The following is a 20038-nucleotide window of genomic DNA, read 5'->3' as shown; positions in this document are numbered from 1 at the left end:
CACTTCCGACTGATCCTTGCGGCATCTTCGCGCTGAAGAGCCAGACCCTGACGGGACCTTGACGGCCGTGTGATCCCGGCGACTGTCGTTCCTCGTTCGGACTGCCGTGCACCGCAGTCAGGGCGTCAAGAAGCGGCGGATACCCGTCAGAGGTGCATCAAAGTTCGCCGATCGGGTTCTCCGGATCTCTACCGTCACCGGTATGGGACGCCGCGACGACGCGCGACACGAACCGGTCGACGCACACCGAGAGAGACCCTGTGAGGCAACCAACGGCCTCCAGTGGGCGCAGGAGTTGTGGAGTTCCGTCCGCTGCGCGGGCGTCCTGCTCGTCATGCTCCTCCTGATCGACTGGGGTTCCGGGCGGCTCGCCCCCTGGCGTGCCGCGCTGTGGCTGGGGCTGGCAGGGCTGCTGTTCGTCGCGTTGTATCCCGCCCGGGTGTCAGCCGGCGAGGGCTGGCTGTCCTCGCGTCGGATGCTGCGGGAGCACAGGGTCCGTACGGATCTGCTGGTCTCCGTCCGGTGCCTGGACGGCGTCTCGCAACGGCTCCTGCTGCGGGACGCGCTCGGTGGACACGTCGAGATCGATCCGGACGTCCTCGTGGCCAATCCCCACCTCTGGTACCGCCTCGACGAGGACGCACGGAAATCGATGGGGGCCGGCACGCTGGTGTACGGCGCGACCGTGCTGCGCCGTGTCTCGGAGCGCATCGACCGCAAGACCGCCGAGTCCGTGTTCAGGGTCTCCGGCCTGGAGTAGCCACCGCTGTCAGCCCTCCGTCACCGGCCCCGCCGTGTCCAGCGCCGCGCCCGTCTGGTCGGCCAGGGTGACCGCCACCAGGCGTGCCTGGAGGAGGGGTACGGGGCCCGGGCCGGGGGTCAGCATGAAGCGGCCGAGGTAGTGGCCGTTGCCGTAGGTCCGCAGCTCGATCTCGCCCTGTGGCCAGGCGCTCGCCCCCGTCACGCTGCCGTCCTTCAACAGCCGGGGCGGGCGGCCGAGGAGGGTGCCGTACTCGAAGCGGCAGGCGCTCAGGCCGAGGAGGTCGGTGAGTTCCCGGCGGACGTGGTCGACCACGGTGTCCGCGGAGTTGGCCGACTGGGCGAGGGCGGCCGTGCGGTGGATCCGGGACAGGTGATCCGCGTCGGTCACCGTGATGACCTCCAAGCGGCGCGCCCGGGCCGCCAGTTGGGACACGATGACGCCGACGAGCAACAGGAGCACGGCCGTCTCGACGTCGGCGGACGCGGTGATGTCGAACGTCTCGTACGGCCGGGTGAGGAAGAAGTCGAACCAGGCCGCCGCGGAGAGCGCCGCGAGCGCACCCGCCGTACGGCTGCCCAGCGCGGCGACCGCGACGACCACCACCACGAGGATGAGGGCGGCGTTGGTGTGGGACAGGTCCGTGCGGAACGGGACCAGGGCGAGGGCCACCAGGAACGGAGCGGCCAGGCCCGCCGTCAGGGCGAGCCGGTCCCTCAGTGGCCAGGCAGCCGCCGACGCGACGCGCGGTCCCGCCGTGCGGTGCGACAGCCGGCCTGTGCCGGTCTCCATGCTCATCAGGCACCTCCTACGCTCTGCGCACCACGGGGGTGCGGGTACTCCGGCGATTCGGCCTGTTCCATTTGTTCGGCCTGTTCGGTCTGTTCGGCGAAGGGCAGCGATACGACCATGGTCAGGCCGCCGCCCGGGGTGTCCTCAGGGGTGAGGGTCCCGTTCATCGCCTCGGTCAGACCACGGGCGAGGGCCAAGCCGAGGCCGAGTCCGGTGGTGTTGTCCGTGTCGCCGAGACGCTGGAACGGCTCGAAGAGCCGTTCCCGGCTGTCGGCGGGAAGCCCGGGCCCCCGGTCGACGACACGCAACTCGACCCGGCCGGCCAGTGCGCTGGCGGTCACCAGCGCCTTCCGCCCCACAGGTGTGTGGCGGGCGGCGTTTGCGACCAGGTTGGCGATCACGCGCTCCAGCAAGGGCGGATCGGCCTGCACTGCGGGAATCCCCTCCGTGTCCGTCACGTCGACGCCGGCCGTGTCCGCGAGCGCCATGGGGAGCACCTCCTCAAGCGTGGTGGCGCGGAGGTTCAGGGTGAGGACGCCGGCCTCCAGGCGGCTGAGGTCGAGGAGGTTCTCCACCAGCCGGTTGAGTTTGGCCATGGACTCGTCGGCGGTGGCGAGGAGTTCCTCGCGGTCCTCCGGCGAGAATTCGACGTCCCGGCTGCGCAGCGAGGTAACCGCCGCCCAGCCCGCGGCGAGCGGCGTGCGCAGGTCGTGGCCGACGGCCCGCAGCAGCGCGGTACGCATCCGGTCGGCGGCCTTCACCGGTTCGATCTCGGCGGCGGCCTCGGCGAGCCGGGCCCGTTCCACCGCGGCTCCGACGTGCGCGGCGAAGGCGGCCAGCACCCGCCGCTCGGAGGACGACAGAGTGCGGCCGGCCAGGACGAGATACGCGTCGGGACCGGCCGGCACGGCTGTCACGCCGTTGGCATCGGGCGGCTCGTCCACGAGCTGCGCCGACTCCATGCCGAAGGTCTCTCGCGTGCGCTCCAGCAGCGCGGGAATCGTCGCGCCGCCGCGCACGATGGTGCCGGCCAGGGACGACATGGTCTCGGCCTCGGCGGTGGCCCGGGCTGAGCGGCGTGACAGGCGCAGGGAGCGGTCGACGACGGCGGCCACGGTGGCGGCCACGACCGCGAACACGCCCAGCGCCAAAAGGGCGTTGGGATCGTCCAGGGTGAACTGCCCGATGGGCGGGATGAACCAGTAGTTGAGCAGCAGCGACGCCGTCAACGACGCGATCACCGCCGAGGCGACCCCGCCTATGCAGGCCACCCCCACCACGGCGAGCAGGAACAGCAGCGCCTCGCTGGTCAGGTTCACCGTCCCCCGCACCTGCGCCAGGACGGCCGTGAGCAGCACCGGGAGCACCAGCCCCGCGACCGGACCCGCGATCAGTCGCCGCGTCGACAGTGTGCGTCGCCGGGACGGCAGCAGGGTCCCGCGGCCGGCCCGCTCGTGCGTGACCCGGTGGACGTCGATGTCACCGGAGAGGGCGGTCACCGTCTCCCCCGTGCCGGGCCCGGTCAGGAACCGCTCGAAGCGGCCGCGGCGGCTGGTGCCGAGGACGAGCTGGGTGGCGTTCTCGGTGCGGGCGAAGTCCACCAGCGCGGTGGACACGTCGTCGCCGACGACCGAGTGGTAGCTCCCGCCCAGGTCCTCCACCAGCCGCCGTTGCCGGGCCAGGGAGGCATGCGAGACTCCGGCCGCGAGGCCGTCGCTGCGGGCCACGTGCACGGCGAGCAGATCGCCCCCGGCCGAGCGGGCTGCGATACGGGCGGCCCGGCGCACAAGTGTGTCGCCCTCCGGGCCGCCGGTCAGGGCCACGACCACCCGCTCCCGGGTCTCCCATACCCCGCCGATGCCGTGCTGGGAGCGGTACTCCTGGAGCGCCTCGTCGACCCGGTCGGCCACCCACAGCAGCGCCAGCTGCCGCAGCGCGGTCAGGTTTCCGGGCCGGAAGTAGTTCGCGAGCGCCGCGTCGATCTTCTCGGGCGCGTAGATGTTGCCGTGCGCCATACGGCGGCGCAGCCCCTCGGCCGGCATGTCCACCAACTCGACCTGGTGGGCGCGCCGTACGACCTCGTCGGGGACCGTCTCGTGCTGCGGCACCCCGGTGATCTTCTCGACCACGTCGTTGAGTGAGGCCAGGTGCTGGACGTTCAGCGCGGTGACGACGTCGATGCCGGCGTCGAGCAGTATTGCGATGTCCTGCCAGCGCTTGGCGTTGCGGCCGTCGCCCGGGACGTTGCTGTGGGCGAACTCGTCGACGATCGCGACCTGTGGGCGGCGCGCGAGGACCGCGGCCAGGTCCATCTCCTGGAAGTGTCCGCCGCGGTAGGAGCAGCGGGCGCGGGGGACGACCTCCAGGCCGTCGAGCATCGCCTCCGTACCGGGGCGGCCGTGGCACTCGGCGAATCCCACCACCACGTCCGCCCCGCGGGCGGCGCGGCGCCGTCCCTCGTCGAGCATGCGGTAGGTCTTGCCGACTCCGGGGGCTGCCCCGAGGTAGACCTTCAGTCGTCCGGGCCGTACGTCACTCATCGCCGCCGACGCGCTCCATCACTGGGTCAACACCCCCTCTCATGAAGGGGGCTGTTCCTAAGGAAGCCTCTCCGGGGGCCGGGAGGTACGCGTGTTAGCGCTTCCTTGGCGCCGGTCCCGCGGACCTTGACACTGTCTTGACGTGACCTGCAGCGGATAGGGTGAAAGCGGTGTGCCGGGAAGCCTGGTCGGCAGGGGAGCCAAGTCGGCTCCCCTCTTAGTTCCAGGAGGCGGCATGCGCAGCGTAGGTACGGTTCTCGCCCTCGTGGTCCTGGCCACGATGGTGGCCACCTTCGCGCGCCGGTGGCGCATCCCGGCCCCCTCCCTGCTCGTGGTCGCCGGCCTCGGTGTGGCGTTGCTGCCGGGCACCCCTCAGATCGAGATCAGCCCGGAGATCATCGGCCTCGTCGTACTCCCGCCGCTGCTCTACGCCTCCGCGGAGGAGATGCCCTGGCGTGAGCTGCGCGCGGTGTGGAAACCGGTCGGGATCCTCTCCATCGGCCTGGTCCTGGCCTCCGCGGCGGCAGTCGGCGCGGTGGCGGCACTGGTGACACCGCTGTCGTGGCAGATGGCCTTCGTCCTGGGTGCGATTCTGGCGAGCACGGACCCGGTCGCCGTCACAGCGCTGGGCAGACGCCTCGCCCTGCCGCCGAAGGTCCAGGTCCTCGTGCAGGCGGAAAGCCTCTTCAACGACGCGACCTCCCTGGTGCTGGTCCGGGTGGCCGCGGGTATCGCGGTGGCCTCCGCCGCCGCGAACTGGGGCGCGGCGGGCGGCGAGTTCCTGCTGCTGGCCGGCGGCGGCACCCTGATCGGCGCGGCGGTGGCCGGCGTGATCGCCCTGATCCGGCGGCGCACCGAGGACCCGGTCCTGGAAACGGTGATCGCCCTGGTCACCCCGTACGCGGCCTATCTGCTGGCGGAGGCGGCACACACCTCCGGCGTGACCTCCTGCGTGGTGGCCGGTGTGGTCCTGGGCGGCCGGGGCGACCGCCTCACCAACGCCCGCATCCGGCTCCAACTGCACGCCGTGTACGGCACGGTGGTGTTCCTGCTGGAGAGCGTGGTCTTCAGCCTCATCGGGCTGGCCCTGCCCGCCCAGGTGCGGGCACTGGACGACGGCGACGGTGCGTGGCCGCTGTACGCCCTCGCCGTGGCCGTCACGCTCGTCGCCGTGCGCATGCTGTGGCTGGCCCCCCTGTCGGCGGTGGTGCAGCGCAAGGGTGGCATCACCCGCATGAACTGGCGGATCCCTGTGGTCCTGACCTGGGCCGGCACCCGAGGGGTGATGCCGCTGGCCGCCGCCCTGTCCATCCCGGAGGTCGCGCAGGACGGCACCGCTCTCGCGGAACGGCCGCTCGTCCTCGTCCTGACCACCTCGGTCGTGGTCGTCACCCTCGTGGTGCAGGGCTTCACCCTGGCGCCCGTCGTCCACCGCGCCGGTATCGCCCTGGAGCCCGCCCACACCGCGCGCGAGGAGGCCGAGGCCCGCTCCCACCTCGCCCACGCGGGACTGGCCCGCCTGGAAGAACTGGGCGAGCTCGAGGTCGTACCGGACGTCGTCCTCGACCGGCTCCGCCGCGGCCTGGCCGCCCGCCTCGACGACGCCCGCGACCGCCTCGCGGAGCAGGACGGCGACGGAGCCGCGACCGAGTCCGCCGACCTGGTGTACCGACAGTTGCGCCGCGATCTGATCGCCGTCGAGACGGGCGAACTCCAGCGCCTCTACGACGGCCACGCCATCAGCGACACCACCCGCCGCCGGCTGCAGCGGTCACTGGACCTGGAGGAGGCCCGGCTCTCCGATGCGTGAGCGCTCCGCTGGGGGTGCCGAGATACGGTCGTTTGCCAAGCCCTGCATCCAGGACGATCCGGCAGACAGGTCCTAACGGAACTCCGCCAGCCTGGGCCGGAGTCCGAGGGCCGTGAGGGCCAGCGCCGCGAGCAGCAGTCCGCCCGCCCAGGGGAGCAGGCCGGCGACCGCCGAGCGGCCCGCGTCGGTCGAGGCCGTGAAGTGGGCGCGGTTGATGTCGGTCACTTTGTCCAGCGCGGTCATCCAGGCCCCGAAGTGCGCGTTGGAGGTGCCCGGTTCCCAGCCCATGCAGAACTCGACGGCCTGGTCCTCCTTGCCCGCGGCCAGCAGCGCGCGGATCTTCCGGTCGTCGCGTTGGTAGACCGCGTAGGTCTCCACGGTCTTCTCGGCCGCGGCCCGCTCCCCCGCGAAAGTGATGTTGTCCAGCTCGCGCCGGAACTCGCCGGTGAAGCGCAGGTCGTGGTGGTCGGACTCGTACGCCTGCCAGGTGGTGGCGAGTTCGGCGTCGTACGTCGCGAGGGTCGCGCCCTCGACGCCGTACAGCTCCTGCGACTTGGTGAGGAAGGAGGCGGCGTACTGGTCGCGGCGCCCGGGGTCCAGGAGATACCGGCTCTCGTCGGCGTTGGCGTCGTAGGCGATGGCCTGTGCGCGGGACAGCGCGACGACGGAGTCGAAGGCGTCGCGCCGGACCCCTCTCAGGTCGTCGGCCGTGGAGGTGAGCAGCTGGGTGCCGAGGAGCACGGCGAGCAGAGTGCAGACGGTGGCGGCCAGCACGCCTGGGTTGAGGTTGCGCCCGAAGCGGCGGCCGAGGTACCACTGCAGGGCGCCGAGCACGGCCAACAGCAGCGCGCCGAGCGCGCCGACGGCGGTGAGCTGGGAGGACAGGGTGGATCGGGCGGAGCTGTACTCCGCGTCGAACGCCTTGTCGTTGGAGGACACCAACGTCCTTGCTGCCGGGACGAGTTGATGTTGCAGAAGATCTGTGGCCCGGCGGTAGTCGACAAGCGCGGACGCTTTGCCGCCGTGGTGCCCGTCGTTCTCCAGTGCTCGGCCGATCAGCTCCTGGTACTCGGCGAAGTCGTCGGTGAGGGACTCCACGGTCTTCTCGTCGGTCTTGTCACCCTGCGCGGCGACGGCGAGCGTGCGCAGATCGTGGCCGATCTCCTTGCGCGCATCACCGTAGAAGTCGACAGCCTTCTTATACGGCGTCTGCAGGCGTCCTTTGCCGGCGTCACCGTTGGACAGCAGGAGGTTGGCGGCCTGCGCGTCCATGTCGTTGAGGGCGAGATCGAGGTCGGCGGCGCTGGTGGTCCGGGGCGCGTCGCGGTCGGCCACGCTGTTCCAGGTGCCCAGGGCCGCGAGTCCGGCGAGTGTCAGCAGCAGAGCAAGGGCCGCGGCGAGCACGACCGTGGCCGCGCGCAGGAGGCGCAGCCGCGCGGGCACGGTGGCCCAGTAGCGGCGGCGCAGAGCGGCCCACGCGGCCACGGTCCGCTGCGCGGGGCGGTGCCCCGGACCGCCCGTCCGCGACGCCTCTTGTCGCTGCGGTCCGGAGCTGCCCCCCGGCGGGGTGATCGCCGGCTGCGACGACTGCACACCGGCCTCCGGCTGAGGTCTGTGCGATGCGCCGGCCGTGATGGTCACGGTCCCTCCCCCGCCATGCCGAGGACGGTGACCCCGCCCCCCGTTGCCGCTCAGTCTGCGACCGGATCAGCCCATGGACGGCCTGCGTTGACACCCTCCTGACGGCTGGCCAGGTTTGTTTGACGGGGCCTTGACGGCGTTCACGCCGGACCCGTATGAAAGCCGCAAATTCCTTGCTGAGCAGGGTTGTTCAACAGCTGGTCGCGATTAGATTCCTGTGGTCCGCCGCCGAGGCCGAGGCGTCGACAGCCTCGCCTCACCCGCTCCGGAGTCCCCGATCCAAGGAGCGGCCCGCGGCGGCCTGGTGCGTGCCACCGAACGGCAGGCACCCGGCGTGTGGCGTCCCGTCGTCTTCCCGCGCCGACGTCCGCGCGTAACCGTGCGGTGCCGGGGCCCTGGCACCGCACGGTCCCGTGGTCGCATTCCCGCCCACCGACCAGTCCGGCGGCATGCCCTGACGCGTGCCGCCGCCGAGCCCCGAAGGTCCCATGTATCCCGCTGCGCCCGAACAGGCCCCGCCGTCCCGCCCCCAGCGCCTCGGGGGCCCGGACCGGGAGGAGGGACCGGACACCGCGCCAGGAGCGGGCTCTTCGAACCCGCTCAGCTCGTCCGCTCCTTCCCCGAGGCCCTCCGCAAACTGCACCCGCGCTCCCTGGTCAAGAACCCCGTCCTCTTCGTGGTGTCCGTGGGAGCCGCGCTGACCACCCTGTCCGCGCTCCTCCACCCGGCCGTCTTCACCTGGGTGATCAGCGCCTGGCTGTGGCTGACCGTCGTCTTCGCCAACCTCGCCGAAGCCGTCGCCGAGGGCCGTGGCAAGGCCCAGGCCGAGTCGCTGCGCCGGGCGCGTGCGGACACGGTGGCGCTGCGACTGCTCGACTGGCGTTGGGGTACCGACCTGCGCAGCGCCCGCGCTGAGTCCGTCGCCGCCATCGACCTCAAACCGCTGGACGTCGTACTCGTCGAGGCGGGCGAGATGATCCCGGCGGACGGCGACGTCGTCGACGGCGTCGCCGCGGATGGGGGTCCCCCCGGTTCGAGCGAAGCCGAGAACTGGGGGGAGAGCCGGCGGTCACCGGTGAGTCGGCGCCCGTGATCTGGGAGGCGGGCGGCGACCGCAGCGGTGTCACGGGCGGTACGACGGTCCTGTCCGACCGCAGCGTGGTGCGGGTCAGCGCCCGCCCGGGCCACAGCTTCCTGGACCGGATGATCGCCCTGGTCGAGGGCGCGAACCGGCAGAAGACCCCGAACGAGATCGCCCTCAACATCCTGGTGGCGTCGCTCACGATCATCTTGCTGCTGGTCGTGGTCACCCTCCAGCCGATGGCCGAGTACGCGAACGCCGCCCAGTCGACGACCGTCCTGGTCGCCCTGCTCGTCACCCTCATTCCCACGACCATCGGCGCGTTGCTGTCCGCGATCGGCATAGCCGGCATGGACCGCCTGGTCCAGCGCAACGTGGTCGCCATGTCGGGCCGGGCTGTCGAGGCGGCCGGTGACGTGAACACCCTGCTGCTCGACAAGACCGGCACCATAACCCTCGGCAACCGCGAGGCTGTCGCGTTCGTCCCGCTGCCCGGCATCGACGAACGGCAACTCGCGGGTGCGGCCCAGCTGTCGTCCCTGGCCGACGAGACGCCCGAGGGCCGCTCCGCCGTTGTCCTAGCGAAGGAGATGTACGGTCTACGGGCCCCCGCCGAGGGCGAGTTGACGAACGCCCGCGGGGTCGCCTTCAGCGCACAGACCCGGATGAGCGGGGTCGACCTGTGCTGGGACTACGGAGCAGTGTGCGCCATCCGCAAGGGCGCCGCCCAACGTCAAAGACGGCATCCACGAACGCTTCGCGGAACTGCGCCGCATGGGCATCCGCACCGTCATGATCACCGGCGACAACCCGCTCACCGCCCGCGCAATCGCCCAAGAGGCGGGCGTGGACGACTACTTGGCGGAAGCCACCCCTGAGGACAAACTCGCCCTGATCAGACAGGAGCAGGAAGGCGGCAAGCTGGTCGCGATGACCGGCGACGGCACGAACGACGCACCCTCGCTGGCTCAGGCGGACGTCGGCGTGGCGATGAACACGGGTACGTCGGCCGCGAATGAGGCCGTCAACATGGTCGACCTCGACTCGAACCCGACCAAGCTCATCGAGATCGTCGAGATCGGCAAGCAACTCCTCATCACCCGGGGTGCCTTGACGACGTTCTCCATCACGAACGACGTCGCGAAGTACTTCGCGATCATCCCGGCGCTGTTCGCGGCGGTCTACCCGGGCCTGAAGTCACTGAATGTGATGGGCCTGCACAGGCCGCCTCCGCGATCACCTCGGCGATCATCTTCAACGCCCTGATCATCGTCGGACTGATCCCGCTCGCGCTGCGCGGCGTGCGCTACACCCCCTCGTCGGCGCACGACCTGCTGCGCCGCAACCTGCTCCTGTACGGCCTCGGCGGGCTGGTGCTGCCCTTCCTCGGCATCAAACTGATCGACCTGCTGATCTCCGGGGTGCCGGGCCTTGGCTGAACCACGCTCTCTGCCGCTCGACCCCGGCCGTCAAGGACACGTATGCGCACGTCAGAAGCGTGTCAGAGAACTACGGAAAGGCTTGCCCGCGGCCTGCGGGACGGCTTCCATGGATGACGTGAACAGCGCCTGGCTCCTCTTCGACCGGCCGCCGAGTCCCGCTCGGCCGTCCAGTCCTGCGCCGCGCTGTGCGGAAATGCCCGCGTCCGTGTCCCACTGACGCGTTCCGCATCCCCCGGGGCGCCGTGACTCCCGTCCGGCGCCCCGCCCGTGTTTACTCCCGCACGCCCAACCGCCCCTCGTCGGGGCTCTGTTCGCGTGCCATCAACCCCGGATTGGATCATGTCCGACTCCTCTCTTTCCTCACGTACCGTGCTCGTCACCGGTGCCACTTCCGGCATCGGCTACGAGACCGCCCGGCAGCTCGCCGAGCGCGGCGCCACCGTGCTGGTGCACGGCCGCACCGCCGAGGACGCCCGCGCCGCCGCCGACGCGCTCATCGCCACGACAGACATCCGCGAGGACCAACTCCGCACGTACGCAGCCGACTTCGCCCGTCTCGACGAGGTCGAGACCCTCGCCCGCACGGTCGTCGCCGAACACCCGCACCTGGACGTGCTCGTCAACAACGCGGGCATGGCCGCCCCCGAGCGGCACACGGTCACCGCCGACGGCAACGAGATCGCCTTCCAGGTCAACTTCCTGGCCCACTACCTGCTCACCTGTCTGCTGGAGCCGGCGCTCACCAGCGACCCCGGCGGCCGCGTCGTCAACGTGTCCCCCGCCCTGCACCGCACTGGGTCCATCCAGTGGTCCGACCCCAACCGCGCTCGCCGCTATTCCCGGCTCGCCGCCTACGCCCAGTCCCAACTCGCCCTGACGGTCTTCGCGGCCGACCCGCGCGTCACCGCGGTCTCCGTGCACCCCGGCGTCTGCGACACGGCACTGCTCCCCCTGTACTCGCACGAGGGCATGTCGCCCGCCGAGGGCGCGGCGAACGTGGTGCGTTTGTGCGACCCAGCGGTCGAGATCGTCAACGGCGCGTACTACGACCGCGACGCGCGCGTCGAACCGGCCTCGGCCGCGGCCGAGGACCGCACCGTCAAGCGCCTGAACAAGCTGGCGGACCTGCTGGTCGGCCGCAGCGCTGCCTGAAACACCCGTGTCCGAAGGAGAGTTGACGTCCGTGTCCAAGCGGGCCCGCAAGAAGAAGGCACGTCGCAAGAAGAAGGCACGTCGCAAGAAGAAGGCCAACCACGGAAGCAAGGCCGGCCAGCACTGACGGAACGCCACCCGCCGAGGGTGATCGGGGCTCGCCCGACACGCTCGGCGGTGGGGTGGTGCTCTGTCCGGATGTATCGGGTGGTGCGGTGCGGCTGACGGGGCCATGGCCGGCGTCGACGTGACGTTCAAGACCTCGGTGGGGCCGACGTCAGAAAGGGCTTGCCGCCCCATCAAAGCCCCGTCGACGAGGGGCAGTTGGCCCTGATCCGTAGCAGGCCGCGGGCAGCATGCCGGCTGCACGTTCAAGACCATGCGGCCCTCAACCGGCGAACTGTCAGGCCGATCTCAGCGGATCGGCGATCACGCTGTCTCTGCCGGTCGTTCCTCGGAAGCGTCGTGCATGCGGGGCCAAGGCACGCTACCCATGTCCAGAGTGAAGGGCACCGGGTCGCTGTCGGATCCCTGGATCATTTCGCGCATCTCCCACCGGCCCGAGCCGTCTCTGACGAACTCGGCCACGGTGGTCGCGGTGGAATCGGCGACCCCGGCGAAGTCGTCCGCCAGCAGCTCCGTGTAGTGCCGGACGACCAGCACTCCGGCGTTGGAGATCTCACCGAAGGTCCGGTGTCCGCCTTCCTGGTGGATGACGACACCCACCACGACCCGGCCGTAGGCGGGCGACAGCCGGTCGAACTCCAGCACCATCACCTCGACGTACCCGAAGCCCAGGCCGGTCCGACTGTGCCGGGTCATGTTGATCGTGCCGTCGGGAGAGCGGCTGTCGTAGTGGACGACGTACGCCGGCCGCCCGTGGAGATCGTCCGCGGAGTAGGTCGCGGCGACGATGTCGAGGTGGCGGGGCGGTTCTCCCAGCGGGCTCGGGTCCCATTTCAGGCGTATCTCGACCTTCCCCAGCCCCTCGCCGACACTGCTCACCTGATGTCGCCTCCCCCACGTGGAACCACTCGGGGCCCGGCCTGGCCCCCACTCCTCAAGTATGGCCTTTGACCAGCCCATTGATGCTTCCTTGACGCTCTTCTCACCGAAGGAGGGCGATGCCCTGGACGGGGCACGGCTGATGGCAGAGCAGAAGCTGCCGGCGCTGCTCGTGCTGGAGGAGCGCGGGGAGTCGAGGGCGGCCTGGCAGAGCCGGTCGGTGTGCTGTTCGTCGACCACCGCCGCGAGCGCGGGGTCCTCGACCACATCCGCCGGGACCAGAATCTTGATCGGCTGCTGACCTTCCCATCGTCCTCGGCACAGGCGACGGGCTCTTCCCCTCCGACTGCCCTTACGCGGAACTGGAGTGCCTGTCGGCGGAGCACGCCGCCCTCCTCAACCGCCATCGGAAGTCCGACCGACGAACACCCGCTACAGGGCGCTGTACGAGACACCTGCCGACCCCACAACGCAGCAGCGCTCCGCCCACGGCTTGTCGATGGACGTTCGCGGCGGCCCCGGTTACAGCCAGGGCCACCTCGGCCACCCGGTGGCCGCCGAAGCCGACGTGCCGGGCCAACATGGCCGCCGCCCTTTGGGCGGCCGACGCCGACGGCACACCGTCCGGTCAGCCCCGCCCACCATGGGAACCCGGGCTGCCGTCACGCGCCGCGGAGGGTCGCCACGGTATGCGGATCCAGCCCGGCGTTCAGCTCGTCCAGACGCGCTTTCCGGTCGAGACTCAGCGCCGGCGCCTCCTCCCGAGCCGCAATCTCCAGCGCCGCGGCGGCGAACCCCCGCGCGACGGCTTCCGGAGCGTCGACCGACTCCCGACGACGAGAGCGCCGTACAAACTGGGCTTGGCGCCCCGGACAGGAGATGTCCGGGGCGCCATGGCCGCGGTGGCCGCTTCATTACACCGCGACGATGCCCTCCATGCCGGACTCGGCAAAGAGAGGCAGTCCAGTGGTCGTGCCGATCTTGGAAAGCGAGCCGTTCCGGCCGATACGGAAGCCGTCGACGGTGCCCGACGTCGCGTTCTGCACGTACAGGAACTTCTCGTCATCGGTCACCGCCAGGTCGATCACGCCCTGGGACTCGGCCGACGGCGGGGCCGCGACACCGACGTCATTGGTGAGCGCCAGCCTGCCGTGATGGTCCGTTCGGTAGCCGGTGACGGTCGAGTTTCCGGTGTTGCCGCCGTAGAAGAAGTCACCGGCGCGCTCCAGCCAGCACAGGGTGTTCTGGCCGTTGGGCAGGCTCTTCTGGACGACCTTGAGGGTGCCGTCGGCGCGCACGCCGTACGTGCTGACTGCTGATTCCTTGGCTTCGGCCACCAGCATCCGGCCGGCCTTGTCGAAGGTGATCGCGAACGGCACGGCCCCGGCCGAGTCGTTGACCACTGCTTGCCGCGCGGGCCGACCGCCGCGCGTCATCGGGAAGACTTCAAGGGTGTTGGCGGACTTGGTGGTGACGACCAGTTCATGGCCGCCGGGGGTGAACGCGACCTGGCCGGGTGAACTGCTGAACAGCGGCACCTTCTTGTTGTCCAGTCCGAGCGAACGGTGCGCGTCACTCAGCGGTTCCAGACCCTTCGCGGTGAGGCGGAACCCCTGGACGCTGCCCGTGCCACCCGCGTTCATGACGTAGGCGAGGCTGCCCGAGACGGCGATCGACGCCGGAAAGTCCCCACCCGAACTCGTCACCCGACGGCCCGTCAGCTTCTGCCCCTCGACCCGGAACGATGTCACGGTGCCGCTGCCCGCGTTCACCGCAAGAAGCAGCCTCGACCGGTTGTCGTAGACGAGCGAACCCTGGGAGGCGAGCGAGTCGGTGGGCGCGTCGACTTGGTCGCCGCCCTTGCCGCCAGTGGAATAGCTGCCTGCGGCGCTCAGCCTGCCGTCCCGCGTGCGCTTGAAGACGTGAATCGTGTTGCCGTCGAGCTCGTTGCCCTGGACGAAGACCGCGTGGTCCGCCCCGACCCTAGTCCTGCTCCCGGTGCCGTGCCCGCGCGCTTCTTCGTGCGCCGAGGCGACGGTCACCGCCGTCACGCCCGCCACGGCGGCGAGGATGCCCGCTCCGACGACGGTCAGCCTGACCTGTAACGGAGACCTTCGCCTGGTGTGCCTGCTCATACACAACTCCTCGTGTCTTCGCCACGACCATCGGTCGGTGGAGGGCGGGACCAGAGTTGTCCATGAGGTGAGTGGGGCGAGAGGGATTCGACCGGCACGTCAGCCTTCCGTAACAACTGCGCGCATCCTCCGGTCAGTTCATTGTCGCCACCGGCTCCTCGCCCTCGTGGGCCTCCTCGGCCGGCCGCGATCTGGCGTCCTGACGATCCAGCAGACTCAGCAGGGGAACGGTCATGACCGTTGTGACCAGAGCCACCAGCACGAGAGCGGCGAACAGCTCCTCACTGACGATGCCGGCCGCCAGCCCTATGTTGAGCGCGATCAGCTGCATGAGGCCCCGGGCATTCATGAGGGCGCCGACCCGGACGGCCACCGAGGCGGGTTCGCCGCGCAGCCGGGCGGCGGCCCAACAGCCGCCGAACTTGCCGACCACCGCCAGGACGACCGCGGCCGCCCCGAACGCCATCACGGACGGATCGGCGAAAACATCGAAACGGGTGTTCAGGCCGGAGTAGGTGAAGAACATCGGCACGAACACCACCTGGGTCACGGACTGGATGGTCCGCACCAGTCGTTCGGCCGCCTCGCCACGCGGCATGGCCATCCCGATGCAGAACGCCCCGAACACGGAGTACAGGCCGATGATGTCGGTGAACCAGGCGGCGCAGAACAGCATGGCGACGGTGAACAGGATCCTGGTGTCGGCGCCCAGACCCTGGCGGGTCACGATCCAGGCCAGCAGGCGGCGTCCCAGCAGGAACAGCACGGCAACGAACAGCACCGAGCCGCCGACGGCCTTGAGGACCGGCTCCGCCTTGCCGGAGGCCACGCTCAGCACCCCGGCGAGCATGATCCAGGCGACGGCGTCGTCGGTGGCCCCGGACGCCAGGGCGAGCGAGCCGAACCGGGAACCGGCCAGCCCCCGTTCGGTGATGATCCGGGCCAGCATCGGGAAGGCGGTGATCGACAGGGCGACACCGACGAACGCGGCCGTCACCCAGACCGAGACCCCGTCGACGAAGATGCCGACATGGCCGTGCGCCACGACGGTCAACCCCACGCCCAGCACCAGCGGAATCCCCACACCCGCCGAGGAGACCGCGACGGCCGTGCCCGCCAGGCCGCGCCCCGCGTGGGCCCTGAACTCGTAGCCGGCGGCGAACATCAGGGTCACCAGGCCGATCTGGCCGGCCACGTACAACACCGGCTTCAGCTCGGGTGGGAAGACGTCGGCGGAGATCCCCGGGGCGATCAGCCCGAACAGCGAGGGGCCCAGCATCACCCCGGCGATCATCTCGCCGACCACGGGTGGCTGGCCGAGGCGGCCCGCCACCAGGACCACCAGTCGGCACGCCAGCAGAATGACGACGACGGCCAGGAAGAAGGCGGGAGCGAGCTCGACAGGAGTCATGGTCGCGCTCCTCTCAACGTCCGACGGTGACGGAGGTGGCGGTGCCGCCGGAGGAGGCGGCGAAGTAGTTCCGGCACAGGCCCTGGCGCCGGGCGTCCCACACCATGTAGCTGCCGAGGACGAGTTGGGTGAGGCTGCGTGGGACCGCGGCCCAGCGATCGGCGAGGCGCATCGCCGTGAGCCGGATCCCTCGGCGGACCTGGCTCTGGGGCACCGCACCGGTGCGCGGGACGAGCAGGCAGGGGCCGCGGCTGGGCAGCGAACGAGTGTGTTCCACCGAGGACTCCAATCGGTAGCCGCGCAGCACCTCTTGGGCCGCGACCCGCATGGTGAGGACGGCGAAACCACGCGCCGGGCAGGGCCGGTTGGCGGTCACCCCGAACGGGATGAAGGCGGACGGCCTGGTGTCGGGCGTCAACCAGCGGTCCGGGTCGAACGGATCACCTCCGGATCCCTGGTACTCGGGGTAGTTGAACAACAGGACGGAGCCGGCCGGGATGGGGTCCCGCCCGTCCCGGGGGATCTCCCCGGACGTGATCCGGTGGGCCACTCCGAAGAGCGGGAAGTGCTGCAGCGTCTCGTTGATGACCCGGTCAAGGAAGTCCGGGTCCTCCTCGTCGGCCGACAGCCGGTCCTGGACCGGCCGGTGGGTCGCGAGGGCGAGCAGCAGATGGGCCATCGCCTCCGACATCTGCACCACGGCGGTGTTGAAGAACGTCCCCTGCAGGTAGTACGCCTGCTCCTGCGCGGTGAGCGAGGACGGCAGCGGCACGGGCGGGCGGTCCTTCGCCAACCGGGTCCGCAGGTACTCCGTGAGCCGGGCCCGCCGGTCCATGTGTCTGAGGCTGGTGCATTTCAGGGCACTCACCACGTCGTTCGCATTGCCGGTGATCAGATCCCGAACGTGGCGGGGGCAGGGTTCCCGGAAGACCACCTCGTAGTAGACCTCGGCCCAGACGGGCATCATCAGGTCCCGCAGTCTGACGCCGTGCACGCCGTGGGCCGAGCGTGGGTCGAGCTCGTCGAGCACCCGCCGGGTGCAGCGGCCGACCAGCTCAGTCCACTGCTCCCTGGACAGCCCGGCCAGGATCTGCCGTGTTGTCCGGGCCACATCGTCGTAGCGCGGGCCGGGCTCCAGGTGCTCCTGGTGCACCTCCGGGCCCGGCGACAGCCAGTACCAGAACAGGTCGGACAGCGCGGCTCCCCGGCTGCGGCCGTTCGCCGCCGGATGCCCGTACACCTTCTTGAAATCCTCGACGGGTACCTCCCGGCCCGGAGCCCGGACCCCTTCCTCGCCGCCCACCCAGGCGAAGATCCGCACCCGCAGCGCGATCACGGTCCTGGGCAGCCAGTACGGCAGAGCGGCCATCAGAATCGCGGCCACGCCGATGAACAGCCATCCGGTGGGACTCACGCGACCACCCCGCCGAACCGGGTGTCCGCTCCCGGAGCCACGGCGGGGCCCGGCGTGGGCCCCCACGTGGGTACGCGGACCAGATCGGGTGTCAGGTCGGCGAGTCCGGACGCCCCGCACAGCGCCAGCGCGTCGTCGAGTTCGTCGCGCAGCAACTCCAGCAGCCGCCGTACGCCCTTCTCTCCGCCCTCGGCCAGCGCCCACATCACGGGCCGGCCGACGCCCACGGCGGACGCGCCGAGCGCCAGCGCCTTGACCACGTCGGTGCCGCGCCGGACTCCCCCGTCCAGCACGATCGGGATGCGTCCGTCCACCGCGGCAACGATCTCCGGCAGCAACTCCAACGTGGCCGGTACGGTGTCGAGTTGACGACCTCCGTGGTTGGACAGCAGCAGCCCGTCAACGCCGTGCCCGACCGCGAGCCGCGCGTCCTCGGCGTGCAGCACGCCCTTGAGCAGGATGGGCAGCGACGTGATGCCGCGCAGCCAGTCGACGTGCGCCCAGTTCAGCTCGGGGGACATGGCGATCTGGCGTACATGGCCGCGCTCGCCGTCCCGCAGGTCCACCAGGTTCTCGCAGCGCAGGCCGGGCGGCAGGTCGTGGAAGCCGTTGCGCCGGTTGCGTTCGCCCGCGCCCAGCACCGGGGAGTCCACGGTCACCACCAGCGCGGTGCACCCGGCGTCCGTGGCTCGCTTCACCAGCGCCTCGGTGATCTCCAGGTCGGGCTGGATGTAGAGCTGGAACCACAGCGCCACGTCGTCGCCCGCCGCGCGGGCCGCGTCGGCGATCTCGCCCACCGCCACCGTGGACGCCATGGCCACGATCATGATGGCCCCGGCTGCCGCCGCGGCCCGAGCCGTCGCCAACTCCCCCTCCGGATCGACCAGTTTGTGGAAGGCGGTCGGGGACAGCAGGACCGGCATGCTCGCCCGGCTGCCGAGCAGGCTGATGTCCACCTCCCGTACGGCACTGCCCCGCAGCACCCGGGGCAGCAGTTGCAGGCGTCCGAACGCGGCCTCGTTGGCCCGTACGGTGATCTCGTCGCGGGCCCCGCCCGCGATGAAGTCGGCGTAGACGGGGTTCAGTTCGGCGCGCGCCGCGGCCTCGAAGTCGCGGACGGTGTACTGCACGCCGATCACCGCCCGGCCGGAGTCGACCGACGGTCCAGCTCGCGGGCGAAGAACTCGGCCAGCGGGGCGTGGTGGGCCTCCGGGTGGTCCCAGTGGTTCTCCAGGTTCTCGGCCATGTGGTGGATGCCGAGGAGTTCACCACCGCCGTGGTGACGGATCACCGGGTGCAGGTACGCCGCGTCGAAGGCGTCGTCGACCGAGTTCTGGGCGGTGCGGCGCACAGTGATGTCGAAGGGATCGACCTTGTCATGGTCGGGGCCGTACTCCAGCGTGATGGTGAAGTAGTCGCTGTTCCGGGTGAGTTGACTTTCGTGGGCGTAAGCGACCGGCACCTCCTCGTGGTAGCGGGCCGGTTCGCCGGGCGTCGTGACGATCAAGTCCCCGATCACGCCGAACTGTTGCCAGAGCGCCGAACTTCGGTTGACCCGGGCCACCACGGCGTCCGCCAAAGCGGCTGGGCTGCTCTCCAACTGCTGGTGCGGCCAGGGCCGTTCGTGATGGCGCTCGTCGAGGATGTGGCTCAGGGCGCGTACGGCGTACCGGAAACCGTGGATGAAGCCACCGGTGGACTTCTTGAAGTCGCGCTGCTGCATGAGCGTTCCGGCGAAGTAGAGGCCGGGCACGTTCATCGACTCGTACGCCGGGGAGAGGGCGGCGAAGCGGTCGTCGATGACCAGGGTGGGACGGCACTCCGGGTCGAACACCGAGGCGTCGAAGCGGAATCCGGTGCAGACGATCACTCGGTCGTAGCGCAGTTCCTTCACGACCTCGTCGGCCCGGGAGAAGCTGAAGCGGACCCGGTACAGGCTGTCGGGGTCCTTCTCGATCGACAGCACCTGACCGTCCAACAGGGCGTTCTGGGACTTGAGTTGGTAGGTGTCGAGGAAGTTGTTGTTGACCGCGCGGAGATGGCCGACATAGTGACTGTTCCAGGCCATGCGGACGGAGTGCGGGCCGGCGACATGGATGACGGCGGCGGTCTCGACAAGGTTGTCAGCGGTCTCCAGGGCGGAGTTGCCCTTGCCTATGATCAGGACGCGCCGGTCGGTGAAGTCCTCGGGGTCCACGGAGACGACGGAGTAGTCCTCGGCGGTCTCGATCCCGGGAATGTCGGGGGTGTTGGACCTGGTGAGCCCGGTGGCCATCACCAGGCGCCGGGCGTGGTGCTCCTGCCCGTGCTGGTCGGTGACGGTGAAGCCGTCGTCGTGACGCCGGATCCGCTCCGCCCAGGTGTCGTAGACGATGTCCAGCTTGAACACCTCGGCGAAGTCGGCGAGATAGCGCACCAGGTCGTCGGCGTGCGGGAAGTAGCGCTTGCTGTAGCGGGTGAACAGCATCCGGTCGTCCGGGGACAGCAGGGAGTTCCAGTCCATCCGGAGATTCAGCTCGGGATCATCGGTGCCGTTGTGCACCTTGTTGATGGAGATCAGCTTGCGGTGGCGGGGAAACGTACGGAAGAAGGTGCCGGGCGCTCGGCCGCTTTCCAGGATCCGGTACGCGTGTCCGGCCGCCTGAAGCAGCTGCCCCAGCTGGAGGCCCGCGGGGCCGCCGCCGACCACGAGGTAGTCGAGAGGCTCGCTGTCTGTGGGATTCATGGATCCCTCTTTCTGCTCCGGGCGAGGACACGCCTGAAGACTGGGTGGGGGGTGAGAACCGGCAACAACCGGTCGAGGGCCGGCTCATGACAGCCGGGCGCAGTCCTGACAGGTCACGTCGCGCGCGGAA

The 20038-nt window shown here is 70.3% G+C and carries 13 protein-coding genes and 1 pseudogene; 5 read left to right on the top strand and 9 right to left on the bottom strand.

Going from position 1 to position 20038, the window contains the following annotated elements:
- Window positions 1-202: 202 nt before the first annotated feature.
- Complete coding sequence (locus tag ACIP6U_RS44150; RefSeq protein ID WP_401728717.1) at window positions 203-760, top strand: hypothetical protein; 558 nt, start codon at window positions 203-205, stop codon at window positions 758-760.
- A gap of 9 nt (window positions 761-769) precedes the next feature.
- Here ACIP6U_RS44150 and ACIP6U_RS44145 read toward each other — a convergent pair whose 3' ends face one another.
- Window positions 770-1552 (bottom strand): DUF4118 domain-containing protein, encoded by a 783-nt coding sequence (locus ACIP6U_RS44145; RefSeq protein WP_401728742.1) that lies wholly within the window; start codon window positions 1550-1552, stop codon window positions 770-772.
- 5 nt (window positions 1553-1557) lie between these two features.
- On the bottom strand, window positions 1558-4092 hold the full coding sequence (locus ACIP6U_RS44140) for an ATP-binding protein (RefSeq protein ID WP_401728716.1): 2535 nt from the start codon (window positions 4090-4092) through the stop codon (window positions 1558-1560).
- A 235-nt stretch (window positions 4093-4327) separates the two neighbouring features.
- Here ACIP6U_RS44140 and ACIP6U_RS44135 point away from each other — a divergent pair, with 235 nt between their 5' ends.
- Window positions 4328-5902, top strand: a complete 1575-nt coding sequence (locus tag ACIP6U_RS44135; protein ID WP_401728714.1) for a Na+/H+ antiporter — start codon at window positions 4328-4330, stop codon at window positions 5900-5902.
- 72 nt (window positions 5903-5974) lie between these two features.
- On the opposite strand, the gene ACIP6U_RS44130 is transcribed toward ACIP6U_RS44135, so the two are convergent.
- On the bottom strand, window positions 5975-7543 hold the full coding sequence (locus ACIP6U_RS44130) for a hypothetical protein (protein ID WP_401728713.1): 1569 nt from the start codon (window positions 7541-7543) through the stop codon (window positions 5975-5977).
- A 637-nt stretch (window positions 7544-8180) separates the two neighbouring features.
- On the opposite strand from ACIP6U_RS44130, the pseudogene kdpB reads away from it, so the two are divergent.
- Both kdpB and ACIP6U_RS44120 read left to right on the top strand, forming a co-directional pair.
- Window positions 8181-10063, top strand: a pseudogene (gene kdpB / locus ACIP6U_RS44125) (potassium-transporting ATPase subunit KdpB).
- Window positions 10064-10405: 342 nt separating this feature from the next.
- Window positions 10406-11218: an SDR family NAD(P)-dependent oxidoreductase gene (locus tag ACIP6U_RS44120; protein ID WP_401728711.1), complete on the top strand. Its 813-nt coding sequence runs from the start codon at window positions 10406-10408 to the stop codon at window positions 11216-11218.
- A 429-nt stretch (window positions 11219-11647) separates the two neighbouring features.
- Here the strand turns inward: ACIP6U_RS44120 and ACIP6U_RS44115 are convergent, their stop codons facing one another.
- Complete coding sequence (locus ACIP6U_RS44115; RefSeq protein ID WP_401728741.1) at window positions 11648-12304, bottom strand: TerD family protein; 657 nt, start codon at window positions 12302-12304, stop codon at window positions 11648-11650.
- A gap of 61 nt (window positions 12305-12365) precedes the next feature.
- Here ACIP6U_RS44115 and ACIP6U_RS44110 point away from each other — a divergent pair, with 61 nt between their 5' ends.
- Window positions 12366-12524 carry a hypothetical protein gene (locus tag ACIP6U_RS44110; RefSeq protein WP_401728743.1) on the top strand — a complete coding sequence of 53 codons (159 nt, stop codon included), beginning with the start codon at window positions 12366-12368 and terminating at the stop codon, window positions 12522-12524.
- A 613-nt stretch (window positions 12525-13137) separates the two neighbouring features.
- Here ACIP6U_RS44110 and ACIP6U_RS44105 read toward each other — a convergent pair.
- The 5 genes from ACIP6U_RS44105 to ACIP6U_RS44085 form a co-directional block, all read right to left on the bottom strand.
- Window positions 13138-14358: a lactonase family protein gene (locus tag ACIP6U_RS44105; protein ID WP_401728710.1), complete on the bottom strand. Its 1221-nt coding sequence runs from the start codon at window positions 14356-14358 to the stop codon at window positions 13138-13140.
- 133 nt (window positions 14359-14491) lie between these two features.
- Window positions 14492-15769, bottom strand: coding sequence for a cation:proton antiporter (locus ACIP6U_RS44100; RefSeq protein WP_401728708.1), 1278 nt, complete (start codon window positions 15767-15769; stop codon window positions 14492-14494).
- Between the two features lie 13 nt (window positions 15770-15782).
- Window positions 15783-17183, bottom strand: coding sequence for a cytochrome P450 (locus ACIP6U_RS44095; RefSeq protein ID WP_401728706.1), 1401 nt, complete (start codon window positions 17181-17183; stop codon window positions 15783-15785).
- Entirely contained in the window at window positions 17180-18313 is a 1134-nt protein-coding gene (locus ACIP6U_RS44090; protein WP_401728704.1) for an alpha-hydroxy acid oxidase, read from the bottom strand. Before ACIP6U_RS44090 ends, ACIP6U_RS44095 begins: the two co-directional genes overlap by 4 nt.
- 5 nt (window positions 18314-18318) lie before the next feature.
- Window positions 18319-19908, bottom strand: a complete 1590-nt coding sequence (locus tag ACIP6U_RS44085; protein WP_401728703.1) for an NAD(P)-binding domain-containing protein — start codon at window positions 19906-19908, stop codon at window positions 18319-18321.
- Window positions 19909-20038 lie beyond the last annotated feature (130 nt).

The organism is Streptomyces sp. NPDC088794, assembly GCF_044750545.1.
Classification (GTDB): Bacteria; Actinomycetota; Actinomycetes; order Streptomycetales; family Streptomycetaceae; genus Streptomyces.
The sequence above is the reverse complement of the archived record's forward strand: the minus strand, read 5'-3'. Positions and strand labels throughout refer to the sequence as shown.